The sequence below is a fragment of the Vibrio sp. B1-2 genome (assembly GCF_963888445.1).
In the GTDB taxonomy this organism is placed as follows: Bacteria; Pseudomonadota; Gammaproteobacteria; order Enterobacterales; family Vibrionaceae; genus Vibrio; species Vibrio anguillarum.
Genome location: NZ_CAWPJH010000041.1, coordinates 317622 through 332268 on the forward strand (window position 1 = coordinate 317622; position 14647 = coordinate 332268).

12 protein-coding genes are annotated in these 14647 nt (G+C 45.4%); 6 read left to right on the forward strand and 6 right to left on the reverse strand.

Going from position 1 to position 14647, the window contains the following annotated elements; all coding sequences use genetic code 11:
* Positions 1-138: 138 nt before the first annotated feature.
* Positions 139-2181 (reverse strand): oligopeptidase A, encoded by a 2043-nt coding sequence (gene prlC, locus AACQ75_RS14705; RefSeq protein ID WP_170888919.1) that lies wholly within the window; start codon positions 2179-2181, stop codon positions 139-141.
* Between the two features lie 205 nt (positions 2182-2386).
* Between prlC and AACQ75_RS14710 the strand changes: the two genes are divergently transcribed.
* From AACQ75_RS14710 to AACQ75_RS14735, 6 genes are all read left to right on the forward strand, one after another.
* Positions 2387-3226, forward strand: a complete 840-nt coding sequence (locus tag AACQ75_RS14710; RefSeq protein WP_017045941.1) for a 23S rRNA (adenine(2030)-N(6))-methyltransferase RlmJ — start codon at positions 2387-2389, stop codon at positions 3224-3226.
* Positions 3227-3336: 110 nt separating this feature from the next.
* On the forward strand, positions 3337-4695 hold the full coding sequence (gene gorA / locus AACQ75_RS14715) for a glutathione-disulfide reductase (RefSeq protein WP_166538068.1): 1359 nt from the start codon (positions 3337-3339) through the stop codon (positions 4693-4695).
* A 118-nt stretch (positions 4696-4813) separates the two neighbouring features.
* On the forward strand, positions 4814-6124 hold the full coding sequence (locus tag AACQ75_RS14720) for a tyrosine-type recombinase/integrase (RefSeq protein WP_170888920.1): 1311 nt from the start codon (positions 4814-4816) through the stop codon (positions 6122-6124).
* On the forward strand, positions 6117-7850 hold the full coding sequence (locus AACQ75_RS14725) for a hypothetical protein (protein ID WP_170888921.1): 1734 nt from the start codon (positions 6117-6119) through the stop codon (positions 7848-7850). Before AACQ75_RS14720 ends, AACQ75_RS14725 begins: the two co-directional genes overlap by 8 nt.
* On the forward strand, positions 7847-9928 hold the full coding sequence (locus tag AACQ75_RS14730; RefSeq protein WP_170888922.1) for a hypothetical protein: 2082 nt from the start codon (positions 7847-7849) through the stop codon (positions 9926-9928). The genes AACQ75_RS14725 and AACQ75_RS14730 overlap by 4 nt, the downstream gene beginning before the upstream one ends.
* Positions 9925-10395 carry a hypothetical protein gene (locus tag AACQ75_RS14735; RefSeq protein WP_170888923.1) on the forward strand — a complete coding sequence of 157 codons (471 nt, stop codon included), beginning with the start codon at positions 9925-9927 and terminating at the stop codon, positions 10393-10395. The genes AACQ75_RS14730 and AACQ75_RS14735 overlap by 4 nt, the downstream gene beginning before the upstream one ends.
* Before the next feature lie 33 nt (positions 10396-10428).
* Here AACQ75_RS14735 and AACQ75_RS14740 read toward each other — a convergent pair whose 3' ends face one another.
* The 5 genes from AACQ75_RS14740 to AACQ75_RS14760 all read right to left on the reverse strand — a co-directional run.
* Positions 10429-10728, reverse strand: a complete 300-nt coding sequence (locus tag AACQ75_RS14740) for a type VI secretion system PAAR protein (protein ID WP_088732997.1) — start codon at positions 10726-10728, stop codon at positions 10429-10431.
* Between the two features lie 10 nt (positions 10729-10738).
* Entirely contained in the window at positions 10739-11527 is a 789-nt protein-coding gene (locus AACQ75_RS14745; protein ID WP_105976535.1) for a glycosyl hydrolase, read from the reverse strand.
* 208 nt (positions 11528-11735) lie between these two features.
* On the reverse strand, positions 11736-13343 hold the full coding sequence (locus AACQ75_RS14750; RefSeq protein WP_170888924.1) for a hypothetical protein: 1608 nt from the start codon (positions 13341-13343) through the stop codon (positions 11736-11738).
* Positions 13333-14121 (reverse strand): DUF4123 domain-containing protein, encoded by a 789-nt coding sequence (locus AACQ75_RS14755; RefSeq protein ID WP_170888925.1) that lies wholly within the window; start codon positions 14119-14121, stop codon positions 13333-13335. Before AACQ75_RS14755 ends, AACQ75_RS14750 begins: the two co-directional genes overlap by 11 nt.
* Positions 14121-14647 (reverse strand): bacteriophage T4 gp5 trimerisation domain-containing protein (locus tag AACQ75_RS14760; RefSeq protein WP_445285791.1); only part of this gene is annotated, 527 nt, incomplete at its 5' end. The genes AACQ75_RS14755 and AACQ75_RS14760, both read right to left, overlap by 1 nt.

Sequence of the window (14647 nt, forward strand, 5' to 3'; positions counted from 1 at the left end):
TTATACATAATTGCCCAGATTATAACCTCAAATCGCGGCAAGATGCTCGTCTCTATCACATTTTTCTGGGCATTCAAAAATGAAAAGCCCACCGCAAAGGTGGGCTAATTCGAGCTTCATCGCCTTTCAAGCGTGTGACTACGCGGCGATCCCCGCATGACGCAACAACGCATCAATTTGCGGCTCGCGGCCTCTAAAGCGTTTAAATAGCTCCATCGGCTCTTCACTACCACCCATTTCAAGGATGTTATTCAAGAAACTTTGCCCAGTCTGTGGGTTAAAAATCCCCTCTTCCTCAAAGCGAGAAAACGCATCCGCCGAAAGCACTTCTGCCCATAAGTAGCTGTAGTAACCTGCGCTGTAACCGCCAGCAAAGATGTGGCTAAAGCTGTGTGAGAAACGGTTCCATTCAAGGCTTGGTAACACGGCCACTTTCTTTTTCACTTGGGCGAGAGTTTCCAACACTTGCGGGCCTACTTCGGGATCGTAAGTGGTGTGCAAGGTGAAATCGAACAAACCAAATTCAAGTTGGCGCAAAATAAACATCGCTGACTGGAAGTTTTTCGCCGCGAGCATTTTATCGAGCATTTCTTTCGGTAGCGGTTCACCCGTTTCGTAATGACCTGAAATAAACGCTAACGCCTCTTCTTCCCAGCACCAGTTTTCAAGGAACTGACTGGGCAGTTCAACCGCATCCCACGGTACACCGTTGATGCCAGATACCGCACCCACTTCAACTTGAGTCAACATGTGGTGGATCCCGTGTCCAAACTCATGGAACAAAGTGACCACTTCATCATGAGTAAATAACGCAGGTTTATCACCGATTGGGCGATTAAAGTTACAGGTCAAATAAGCCACTGGGGTTTGTAGCTCGCCATTTTGAGTGATACGGCGGCCACGGCAATCATCCATCCACGCGCCACCACGCTTATGTTCGCGCGCATACAGGTCGAGATAGAAGCTGCCACGCAGTGATCCTTTCGCATCAAAAATATCGAAAAAACGCACCGATGGATGCCAAATATCAACCCCAGAGCGCTCTTTGACGCTCATGCCAAATACGCGGTTGAGCACTTCAAATAGGCCGCTCACCACTTTCGACTCTGGGAAATAAGGGCGCAGCTCTTCATCTGAAATATCAAACAAGTGCTGTTTCTGTTTTTCGCTGTAGTAAGCGATATCCCACAACTCTAGCGTGGTCACGCCAAACTCTTGCTGCGCAAATTGACGCAACTCTTCTACTTCACGCTCACCTTGCGGTTTCACTTTGGTGGCTAAATCATTTAAAAACCCTAACACTTGATCGGGCGTTTGCGCCATTTTGGTCGCTAGTGATTTTTCACTATAGGTATTAAAACCGAGCATACGGGCTATTTCATGACGCAGTTTGAGCTTCTCAGCGATGATTTCGCTGTTATCCCACTTGCCCGCATTTGGCCCGCGATCCGAGGCACGCGTAACATACGCTTCATAAAGCTCTTTGCGCAGAGCTTGGTTATCACAATAAGTCATCACTGGCAGATAAGAAGGAATGTCGAGCGTTAATAAATAACCATCGAGCTCTTTGGCTTGCGCCGCCGCTTGTGCAGCTGCCAACGCCGATTCTGGCATGCCCGCTAATTGATTGGCGTCGGTAATGTGCTTGGTCCAGCCCATAGTGGCATCCAGTACATTGTTAGAGAACTTAGAACCCAACTCAGATTGACGTTTACTGATCTCGCCGTACCGTTTTTGCTCTGCCAATGGCAAGCCGATACCCGATAGCTCAAAATCACGCAGTGCATCATTGATGGTTTTTTGCTGCGCTTGAGAGAGCGAGGAAAAAGTATCGCTGGCTTTCATGCTCTTATAGGCTTCAAACAGGCCTTTATGTTGCCCAACCCAAGTGCCGTATTCAGACAGCAGCGGCAAACAGCTTTCGTACGCATCACGCAGTTCATCGCTATTGAGCACGGAATTAAGGTGGCTCACTGGCGACCAAATACGGCTTAAGCGATCATCCACCTCTTCAATGGGTGCAATCAAGTTTTTCCACGTTGGGGTGCTATTGCCAGCAAGGCGTTTTTCAATTTCGGTGCGGCAATCTTCTATCGCTTTCTCGACCGCAGGCTTCACATGCTCTGGCTTAATGGCGGAAAACGGCGGTAAATCCGTGAAAGTGAGAAGTGGATTAGACATAAAACATTCCTTTTAAGTTAAGACGCGCCTGCACGTTGATGCATTTCTCTGCAACAGTCACTGATTGTTTCACGGCAACCGTCGATTTTGTTTATCTGAAATAGTAAATATAGGTAGGTTCAGCAATTTTCAATAGTGGCGTATAATCAGCCAATACGTTTGATTGATGAAACACACTCCATTTGGGGTGTTTTGAGAGCCTATTTTGCTAAGTTATCGCCACAGTTTTCACGCGGGCAACCACGCGGATGTATTAAAGCATATCGTACAAAGCCTTATCCTCAATGCATTACAGCAAAAAGAGAAGCCTTTTGTTTATCATGACACCCACTCTGGCGTGGGCCGTTATGACTTGACCCATGAATGGTCAGAAAAAACCGGTGAATATAAACAAGGGATTGCTCGTATTTGGCAACAAAATGTAACGCCACCCGCCATTCAAAGCTACCTTGAGGCAGTAAAAGCACTCAATGAAAGCGAAGAGTTACGCTACTACCCCGGCTCACCGCGCGTAGCGCGTGCTCATCTACGCGCGCAGGATCGTATGGTGCTCACTGAATTGCATCCGAGCGATTACCCTTTGCTCGAGCAAGAGTTCCACCGAGATCGTCAGGTATCGATTTACAAAGAAGATGGTTTCCAACGCTTAATCGGTAGCCTGCCACCGAAAGAGCGTCGCGGCTTAGTGTTGATCGATCCCCCTTACGAATTGGCAAAAGAGTACAGCGATGTCGTAAGAGCCATTGCCCAAAGTTATAAGCGCTGGGCGACGGGTATCTACGCCATTTGGTATCCCGTAGTGAATCGCGACACCATTGAGGACTTGCTTGAAGGGCTGGCAAGCCTCGGTATTCGCAAAATCTTACAAATTGAATTGGGCGTGTCGCCAGACACCCATGAACGTGGCATGACCGCTTCAGGCATGATAGTGATTAACCCACCGTGGACACTGGAAGGGCAAATGCAGGAAATTTTACCGTTTCTTCAGCAAGCGATTGCCCCGGTAACCGGTCATTTTAAAGTCGAATGGGTTGTACCAGAATAAACTGACCCAATCTATCAAAGAAGTAGAGAACCTTTTTCGCCTTGCTATGGTTGCCAACACCGTACAAAACCAAGGTCAAATAGGATGAAAAAAGAATAATGGAGAAAGTAATGACAACGCATTTTGATTATATCTGTATCGGTGGTGGCTCTGGTGGTATCGCTTCAGCGAACCGCGCGGCAATGTATGGTGCGAAAGTCGCACTGATTGAAGCCAAAGACCTTGGCGGCACTTGTGTCAACGTCGGTTGTGTTCCGAAAAAAGTGATGTGGCATGGCGCGCAAATTGCTGAAGCAATGCACCTTTATGCCAAAGATTACGGCTTCGATGTCGATGTCAAAGGATTAGATTGGTCAAAACTGATTGAGAGCCGCCAAGCGTATATTGGCCGTATTCATCAATCATACGACCGCGTATTGGGCAATAATAAAGTGGAAGTGATCCGCGGTTTTGCACGCTTTGTTGATGCAAAAACCGTAGAAGTAAACGGTGAACACTACACAGCAGACCATATCCTGATTGCCGTTGGCGGACGCCCAACGATTCCGGCGATTCCAGGGGCACAATACGGCATTGATTCCAATGGTTTCTTTGACTTGACCGAACAACCTAAACGCGTCGCGGTTGTGGGCGCAGGTTATATTGCGGTTGAAATCGCGGGCGTACTCAACGCACTCGGCACTGAAACGCACCTTTACGTGCGCAAAGAATCACCACTGCGCAGCTTTGATCCCATGATCATCGAAACACTCACTGAAGTCATGGCGGCGGAAGGCCCAACATTACATACTCATTCAGTGCCAAAAGAAGTGATCAAAGAAGCCGATGGCAGCCTGACTCTACACCTTGAAAATGGCCAAAGCCAAAACGTTGATACGCTCATTTGGGCAATCGGCCGCCACCCAGCAACCGATGCGATAAACCTAGCAGCAACGGGTGTGGCAACCAATGCACAAGGCTATATTAAGGTTGATGAGTACCAGCAAACCAACGTCGCGGGCATTTACTGTGTCGGCGATATCATGGAAGGCGGTATTGAACTCACACCTGTTGCCGTCAAAGCAGGCCGTCAACTTTCAGAGCGCCTGTTTAATGGCAAAACCGATGCGAAGATGGATTACAAACTGGTCCCGACCGTGGTCTTTAGCCATCCGCCAATCGGCACAATTGGCCTCACCACGCAAGAAGCCCAAGCGCAATATGGCGAAGAGAATGTCAAAGTATATACCTCTAGCTTCACGGCCATGTACACCGCCGTCACCTCTCACCGTCAACCATGCAAAATGAAACTAGTATGCGCTGGCCCTGAAGAAACCGTTGTTGGCCTACACGGCATCGGTTTTGCGGTTGATGAAATGATTCAAGGCTTTGGCGTAGCCATGAAAATGGGCGCAACCAAGGCCGATTTTGATTCAGTTGTGGCAATACACCCAACGGGTAGTGAAGAGTTTGTTACTCTTACACGTTAGTGTAGAAACTCTACTGCTACACATTTGTAACTCTGGAAATTAATCTACTTCAGGCTGCACATTTGACGATTCGCTCTCAATGCAGCCTGTTTTTATTAATTATCGCTATGGAGTACAAATGGCAACAATCATCCAATCTTCAAACGTATTTACTGATACACAAATTTCTCATACTAGAAATGGCCCAATCACTTTACATCCACACGGATATAACATTGGACCATTACCCACATTGTACGATCACCACGGCAAATTCATTGCTGTTGCCAACTCATGGTTTTTTGATCTAAAAACCGTAAAAAGACTCAAGTGTTTGAACTCTTCAGCAAGGGCGATCTTATGCTATTGGTCATTCTTAGAAGAGTTTCAACTAACTTGGGACAATATCCCACCTATCGATAGGCTAAAACCCACCTACCAATTTCGTCATTATTTACTGCTTAAAGTTCAAGATGGCAACATGGCCTATTCAACGGCAAACTGTTACATGAATCATGTGGTTCAATTTTATCTCTGGGCCATCTATGAAACCTATCTCGTTGTGCAAGAAGAAAAAAAAGCCCCTTTTCGAATCGAATACACCACGATCAATCGACAGGATAAATTGGCTCACCTTAAGCCAAAGCTGATTGTGCAAACCAGCGATTTACGGATACGAGTCCCCAAACACGCTCACTCCTCACAAGTACGAACTCTCATGCCATTAAGCCGAGAATCACTTCAGTTGGTCTCAAATCACCTCCGATATCAGTCGGTAGAGTTTCAACTGCAATGCAGACTTGCCATTCAAACTGGGCTCCGCGTCAATGAAGTGTGTTCATTAACACTCACCGCTATAGATCAAGCCTTTCCGATCACAGACTCTCGCCAACGCTATTATTTACCGATTGGCCCATCAAATGGTGTAAAAACCAAATTTGATAAAGAACGCAAAATCGAGATCTCATCCTCACTACTTAAGATGCTACAAGATTACAGCATCAGTGAAAGGCGCTTAAAGCGGCAGATAAAAATGGACAACAAGTTATCGGTCACGGATCGTCTGACCATCCCCCTAACACACACCACTCAACATCCGCCTCTCTTTATCAGCGAGCAAGGTAATCCCCTCACAGCCAAAGTCCTTGGAGTTAGGTGGTGTGAGTTTAGAAAAGTGCTGCAAAAGTCAGAGCCGGGGTTCAATCATAAATTCCATGATTTACGCAGTACTTATGGGACATACCGATTGGGGGACCTACTGACCTCGGGACTGAATAGCAGTGAAGCCCTCGATTGTCTTATGGGCTGGATGGGGCATAACCATGAATCAACCACTTGGAAATACATCCGTTATCTAAAACGCAAAGAAGCCCTGCGAGATAAGTTTTCGATGCTAGATACTCTTATGCATGATGCTTTAACGGCGGATAGTGAGGCTCATAATGAATAATAATCTCATACAACTTCACGATTGGCAGCCAGAGCTGATGATAGAGGTGCAAGATCAGCATGGCCGTCTTTATCGGTGGGATTTCAATCGCGTCCGTTACCGCCATTTCCCCGTCACCAAGAAGATAAAGCAAGGCACTGAAATACTTGCGGATCGAAACGCCCTCGCTTTTGCCATCATGAATAGCATGAAAATAGACCATCGAGCGGTCTCAACTCGCGACGGGCTTTTTTATCAATTAAAAGAATACATTCAATGGTGTGACAAGCATTATTGCTCAACCTTCAATGGCGAATCGGTACAAAACTACTGCATGAGTATTTACATGCAGCTTTTAAAAGGGCAGATAAAAAAGAGTACTTATAAGCAAATACGGACACAAGTCACCACGTTATGCCGGTTCCTCGATCATCCAATGACTTGGTTTGATGAACTGCCAGTGGTCAATTGTGATGATACCGAATCCTTTGAAGCTTATAGCCAATCAGATTTGAAACAGTTACTTCCACTACTGCGAGCAATTTTCAAGCAATTATCAGTCCAGTTTCTTGACAATCCGGAGCTTCATCTGAAGTCCAAGAAACACTCACCGACGATGAGCTTTCAATGGAAAGGCCAATCGTTTCCAATACGCACGGGGCTAACTCGGCTCATGGTCGCGGCGACTTACTTATTGGCGTATTACACTTTCTGTAATACTTCAACACTCCTACAACTAAAGCGCCCCTCTGTCGCCAGTCAACCTTTAGGTGACGTTTGGTATAGCATGCCAGCCTTTAAACGACGGGCTTTTAAAACGCTCACCGTTGAGATTGGGGAACATAAACTGAACATACCCAAATACTGCCTTGATTTCTTTGATACGTTATTGAAAGTCTCCCAAGCTGTCGATCGTCAACCCGAAGCCTTATTACTTCAGACGGTGATTAACGGACACCATAAGACGATCACTCCTTATCATTTCAGAGATTTTAATGTGTCCATCCTTCGAAAGTGGTTTGCATTAGTCGACAATCAAGGGCGAGAGCTACGCCCAGTCATTTCCCGCTTTAGAGAAACGGGCAGCTTAATGACCCAACTGCGGCTAGGCGATATTGCGGCCTCTGAATTACTCGATAACACCCCCTCAACCATACGTAGGCATTATTCCACCGGGAACCATCACGACAACAATGCCATGATGCAAGAAACCATTGCCATACGAGCCCATCAAGCCAAGCATAAGGTTAGCCTCTCTGTGGCGAAATCTCAGGTGATGGAGACGTTTAATATTCAGGTTCTCACTTACGAGGAATGGCTCACTCAAACCTTACCGACCTCTGTATCGGCTCATGGGAGCCACTGCAAACAACCCTTTCACGTGCAATCTGAAGCCTTTAGTCGTAGAGCACAACGACATCACCTATCAGATGGCGAGCGCTTGGCTTGCGCTGAACTACTGAAGTGTTTTGGTTGTGAGCATCAAGTCATCGTGCAATCAACCGAAGATATTTGGTGCCTGCTGTCCTTCAAAGAAGCGCTCGAAGAGTCACGTTACTTTCATCTCGACTCTCATCATTTCCACAAAAACTTTGGTGAAGTCATCCACTTTATCGAAAAACGTATTTTACCCAACATTAAGCGACCCATTTTATTGCAAGCACAAGATAAGCTAATGATTGAAGGTCGGCACACATTATGGAAAGACATCACCTCCGTCATTTTGTTACAAGGAAAAACCGCATGAACCATTCAAACCAACCGTTAGGCGCTGAGTTTCAAGTCGATTTTATTGATACCGTCTCTTTAAGTATGAGCCGCATTAACGTGATTGAATTAGTGAAACAGGGAGATCTCGATAACTTAAACGCGGTGGTCGTCTGCTCAGATAAAAACAATTTGGTGGTCACAATATTTGGTGATAACAAATGGGATCTAAGTCCTTACTTTGCACAAAGCCGCTCCCAAACCACCTGCCTAAATTTCGATAAATTTAGCGTCTCTCCAAGCCTCTTATTAGAAATGAAATTGCTGACTTATGGTTGGATATTTCACAAAAGTGGCTCGCAAAGTACTGGGGCAAAACTGTCAACTATCTGTACCCGTGTCACCAAAATGAAAGCGGTCTACAATTTCCTGCTGGAGCATGGTTTTCACTCACTTGCTGCGTTGAGCAATCGAACCATATGGCAGAAATTTGAAAGCCACCTCAGCAACCAAGCCTTATCGTTAAGTACGCTTGAACAAATTTTCACTGGCATCAATAGCGCCTTAAAACTGGAAAAATGGTTAGGGATCCACTTTGGTTTAGATAAAGTGTCATCAAACAAATTGGCTCAAGATTTATGTGCAAAAAATAAATTACAGAAGTCCCAAACTTTAGCCATTCCACAACGTATCGCGGATGAAATTTTTGGCAAAGCCATTGAGTTAGTTGAGCAAGCTTGGGACAGCCGTCACTCATTAGCGCAGATTGAGCAACGGCTACATGACAACTATATTGCGGGTCGAACTATCGTCCAAAATAACGTGAATGAAGGGCGATGGAACTTTCTAACCAATACACAAGGCGAGATCATGAATCGCCATCAATACGCACAAGAGATACATAAAGCGACACCTAACGAGATTGGGGAATTACTGCAAGGTTTACCTGCTTATATGCCCCGTGACATCAATGGAAATGATTGGCGACGATATTACGGTCAACTGATCACCGCTTGTTTTATTTGTTGTGGGGCTTTCTCTGGAATGCGAGTCTCTGAATTAACCGAGCTGACCCCTCACAGCTATTTCAATACTGAGTTTGATGGCACCACTTTCCACATGTTGCAATCTCGCACCTTCAAATTAGGGCAAAAGAAAGCCACATGGGTCACCGCTCCCATCGTTGAAAAAGCGATTCAACTGGTCACCGTCCTAACCGAGGCATGGAGGCTGGAGTACAACCAACTGAGCACTCGTCCACTGGATATTCTTTGGTTCAACCGAGGAGCACGATCAAAAAAACCGGTTCTTATCAGTGATTGGAACGTACGTTTGCAAAGATTTGTCCGTCATTTCAATATTACAGTAACCCAAGAAGACTACCAAGAATGTGTAACCTGTAATCCAAACAGCACAGAAAGTATCCATAAATACATTCATCAAGGTAAACCTTGGCATCTCAACACGCATCAATTTAGGCGAACCCTCGCCTTTTTCACAATCAAACACCGTTTGGGGAATACCATCGCCCTCAAACAACAATTTAAACACCTATATCTGCAAATGACCGATTGGTATTGCGCGGGCGGCGTGGCCAGCCGCATTCAAAATATCGAGATTGACGAAGAGTTACAACAGTTACTTGATTCGACCCAGATTGAAGCCAGTGCGAATAAATTTTTTGAATGGACCCAACAAGATACCGACTTATCAGGGGCTCATGGCAAAGCGATTGTTGCCATGCGTAAAGAAGGATTGCCTCACATTTACAGCAGTTGGGAGGTAATTTACAAGGCGGTTAAAGAAAAAAGGCTAACGCTACATGGTACGTTTCATAGCTATTGTAAAAATGGCTACCATTGCGATATGGATGGTGCTGTCAATCCGGCATTTTGCGTTGACTGCTCCAGTGGAAGTAGCATTATTGATCGAGACAATGCGCTATGGTGGCAATCTCGCCATCTAGATTTAACACACTATCTTCATCATCATTTAGCTGTGTCCCCATCCGTCTATGCACACTGCATAACACAAATTCGCGCCGCCGAGCTCGTGATGAACGATTTTAGTATTGAATACACCCCTTACCAACATGCCATTGAGGTCGTCGCTGTATGAGTAAAAAGGAACAGACATTGCTGGCACTGGATGCCGCTCTTCATCGTTTGATTCAAGGCAAACCGAAACGGGTACTGGTGACGAGAAAACTGAGTATTCGAGCCATTGAGGAAGAGGCAAATTTAGGCAATGGCAGTGGGTATTACTACCCTGAATTTGTTGAAAAAGTGAAGCAAATTAAACGTAAGCAAACCCGCAAAGAGAAAAGTACGAATAAAAGCGATAATCAACGCCTTCATGAGACATTAAAAAATGAAAAACGGATCAAAGAAAAATATCGTTCGGCGATGGAACAACTCACGCTGCAAGTCCACCAAATGGCTGCGGAGCATCACCACCTTAATGATTTATTGAGAAAAGCGCTATCACGTACCGAAGAGCTCGAGCGATTTAATCAAGAGCTAAAGGATCAACTGGTTTCGTTACGGCGTTCTACAATAACGTCAATCAATTCACGTAACACTTAGTAAAACGGTCAGCTTTAGCTGACCGTTATTTCCTTACCCAATCATCACATCCGATGATGCGGAGGCGATGGTCCCTCCACAATCAATCGCATCGCCTAAACGGACGGCGGGTTTGCCATCAATCAGCACCCCACTTGAACCACCAGAAATACTGCGTGGGTGGCTACCGTGGGGTTTTTCAGAGCATGGGCAGCCATGATCTTGCAGTGCATCGCCTTGACGCACCGCGGGTTGGCCATTAATAAACACACCACTACTGGCAGAAATAATCGGCGTTGGCGGGAAGCAATCATGCTCTGATCCTATATCACCTAATCTTGCGGCACCGGGCATCTTAAGTCTCCTAGCGTGATACTACGACTCGTCCATCAATCATGGATAAGTAGGGTAAGACAGAGAAAATTAAATTTTGCTCATCGGAGCCAATTCTCAGGGGTGAATGCCCTCGTTTATCTTCTAATTGTACGAGGCGCCCTCCCATATAGCTTTTTAACTTGTACTCATGCCACTCGCGTCTAGGTTCAACTTTTCCATCGCTGTATCTCTTAAAGGTGGATTCAAAACCAACAGCATCAAAAAACTCATCAGGGGTAGAATAATAAGCATCGGCCATTGCATTTTCCCTATTTGAAAGAGACCAAGCCATATTTAGCCCTTCCAAATCGCGTTTTTCCATTAATGTTAGGAGATTGGTATAAGCACGGTAGAGCTGTTTCATCTGCTCTGGGTTATCTTCACGAATCGGCGTCGCATCCACCCAGCGCCAACGCGGGATAGTTTTAATGTAAATCGGGCGAGTAAAAATGGTCCGACGATAGGGAGTCACACCATCGACATTTACTAACGGAGTTTTATGCTTATCTGGGTAAATTGTTGAGGTTTTTACGTTCGGTTTGCCATCGATAATAGTAGCTGTTAGGTTAGAAATTTCTTGTTTTTTACCATCAGGAAAAGCGCCAAAGATTGTGAGCTCACAACGATCGTTTTCGTTATAAGTAAAATCTCCGTTGTATGCACCGACAGGAACCGTCCAAAGATTGAGTTCATTCTCACCTGGTTGTAAAAAAGCGGTCGCATTAAATCCAGATGAAAACGTACCAGAATCTGAGCCGAGATTATCTAATTGCTCCATGCCGTTTATTTGTCCACCACAAAAGATGTTTTTTGAATTGATGTTCGCCGTGTAGAGCACTGGAGGCTTTTCACCTTCGTTATCGATGCTCATCGCAACCGTTGAGACTTGTTCTCTAATATTCATTCGTTCCTCGTCATTCCCTGTACAGCCACTCAGTAATAGCAGGGTTAATAGGGTTAAATATGGTTTCATCATTAGACTCTTCTTATCCGCTAATTAAGGTTGTACGGCAGAGTGAATTGGCTTCACTTAATGCTTTTGCCCAAATCCACTCTTTGGTATTTGTTTTTTTAGCACTGATCTCAGTAGAACTTTCTACATAATCCCAAGAATTAGGGCCGCTGTTACCCATTGTGTTTTTCGTATTTTCACTATTTTTACGAGCCGCCACTTCAATTTTTACTTCTGCTTTAATTCCATCGTGGAAAAAAATCAGTTCGACAAGAGGTTTTTTGTCTTTAATTTTGCTTCTTAAGGCAATTTTTCCTTCTGCAACCACCTTTGCTTCTAATAAAAATGCCCCTTCCACGACCCAAACTTTTGCCCCTCCTCTTAAATTGACTAAAGAAGAGAGCGTGACCGTTGCCACTTGCGACAGATCGTAATTGGCGGGTTGAGCAGAACTGAAAGTAACTGTGCCGGAAGCATCAAGCTTTGTGGCGAGTGAAATGAAAAACTCTGCACCTGCGTAAGCACCGATTTCTCCCGCTTTAACTTTGTCTTCTAGGCTTTTGGCTTGTTCTCGAATTTCTGCGACGGCCTTTTCCATTTTAAAGTATGCTGCCGCCGCCAAAATTAAGTCGAGGCTAATTTTTAAGTCCAACAGAGGATCGAGCTTTAAGGTTACATTACCGGTCGTCACGACTTTTGAATCGACAATCTCACTGCTTCTCTTGCCCTCTAGGACAAGTTTGGGTGGCCCAAAGTCAAGACTGACCAGTTTTACTTTGTCCGCTCCAGTATTTTGGTAAGTACCATTTTTTAACTGCTCAACGATGCCAATGATACCGTTAATCAAGCTCCATTGTTCTCGGAAATTTTCAAAGGAGTCTTGTATGTTTTTGACGTTAACCAAATTGCTTTTAGTCATTGTCTTTGATGCCGAGTACTCGGTTTTTGAACTTCCTTGAGATACGGTCAATGTGCCAGAAAGATTAAATTTCTTTTTGATCTCTTGAGTGGGTATCGGAGTGCCATCATGCATCCCCTTTTTTTGACGCTCTATATATTGCGTATATCTTTGTTCATCAGTTAGATTGGATTTTGAGCCGGAATAGTCCAGAGTTAGCTTCGATTCAATGTCTACCTTTGGATAGACGTCAATGTAAGTGTCATAGGGGAGCTCTCCCAACAGATATTGAATAGGTGGTGTAAGCCACTGTGTTTGCATCGTTTGTGGTTTTCCCGCACATTGAGTAATGCATACTTTATATCGAGTATAGGGGATCCCTGCATATCCATCTTGAGCCAATAAGTATTGTATTGCGTTAAACAAGCCGACTTCTTGTCCTGATTTTTGACGATAAACCAAGGTATGGTCTTTACATTGCGAAGTAGAAAGCGCTTCTGAGAAAGAGCGTTCGTCCGACAAGTAACCTGTTGGGCATGTGGTCAGATTGTTGGTGCATTTTCCTTCTATCGCAATGTTGACTTTGGTTCCTTGTCCTTTATCGACAAGCTTAATGTTCGAAATTTTGTTATCGCCATTTTTAAACTCAAAAAGGCCCGCATCGCTAGTGATTTGGTAGCGAACTAAACAATCGCCTTTTAGATTACAGCGGCAGGCAACACCTGCCGGGTGTTTACATGACATGAGTTGTCCTTACTTCAGACTGAAGACGCATGATTCGGTAATCCGCTGGATATTGAGTGTTCGATAACAGTGTTTGCCACGGCTTGGGAAAGTTAAGCAGACTAGTAATTTTCTCATCTGAACACCACTGTGCAACCCTTTTGATGTGAGTTGGAAGGGAGATCTCCCATTCAATCAATTGGTTGACCAGCGCTTCGCTAAAAACTTTGTCCGTATCGCCAACAATGCTGGCAACTTCATCGACCAAGTTTTGCTCACACTGAGCAAGGATAGCTTGATAGTGAGTGCGCTCTATTGGAAACGGTGTGAATGTTTCATACCCAAATCGGCGATAGGGTGTCAGCAATGGCTCGAAGTCTGACGCACGTTGTTGTGGGAATGTGGTATGAACGCTCTGTATCGGGCCGAGGAAGTGGTTTAGCCAGAGTGGCTCAAATCCATCGAGGACAGCCCATAGCACTCGTGGATCGTAATAACGAAAAAATAGCCGCTCTTTGGTCTGTAGGATCTCAATATTCATCAGACGACGAAGATGAGCGCGAAGCGTCTTGTGGTCATGATCTGATTGAAGGAAAAATCCCCAAGGGGCATTTTTCGTGGTGAGCTGCGCGGTAAGCTCTGGGGTCATGAGCACCAGAAAAGGAGCCACTAAGGCAAAGTCTTCTTCGATTGGCTCTGGAAATAAACACCAATGTTCGTTATTCGACTCTTTCACTTCGGCAATAAACTCAGGAGCCACGGCTCGATCTACCACGGCATAATTGACTAAATGACGCATCAGCTCATCTCCGGGCAGTTAGCGACAAAAGCGCTCCCAGCTGAGGCGGCCGCTTCTAAAACCTCCGCGCTTGAAGGAAGGGCTAGTGAGCCGGGTGAGCCTCCCGATTTAATCAAGATGGTACCACCATCTATCGCGACGCCACTGGCATCAATCACCACAAAACTTCCGCCAACTTGTAGGGTAATTTTGCTGCCACTTTTTATCGTAACGTCGCCGTCGGCACTGACCCCGATGGCACCCGCAATTTTGCGTGCCAAATCACCGCCGATGGATTCGTGTTTATCCCCTTGAGTATCAGAGATATAGTTACCTTTTGTAACCTGGTTTTGTGAGCCATCCACCGTGAGCTTGCGGTCATTGGCGACGACATGCATGTCATCATGACCAATACTCACGCTCTGGTCATAGTTGATGCGGGCATGATGAGAGTTCTCGACCTTCACTTGCATATCTTTTTGCGCGTGCACATACACCAACTCTTGCCCAGCTTGGTCTTCAAAGCTCAGTTCATTAAACCCTTCGC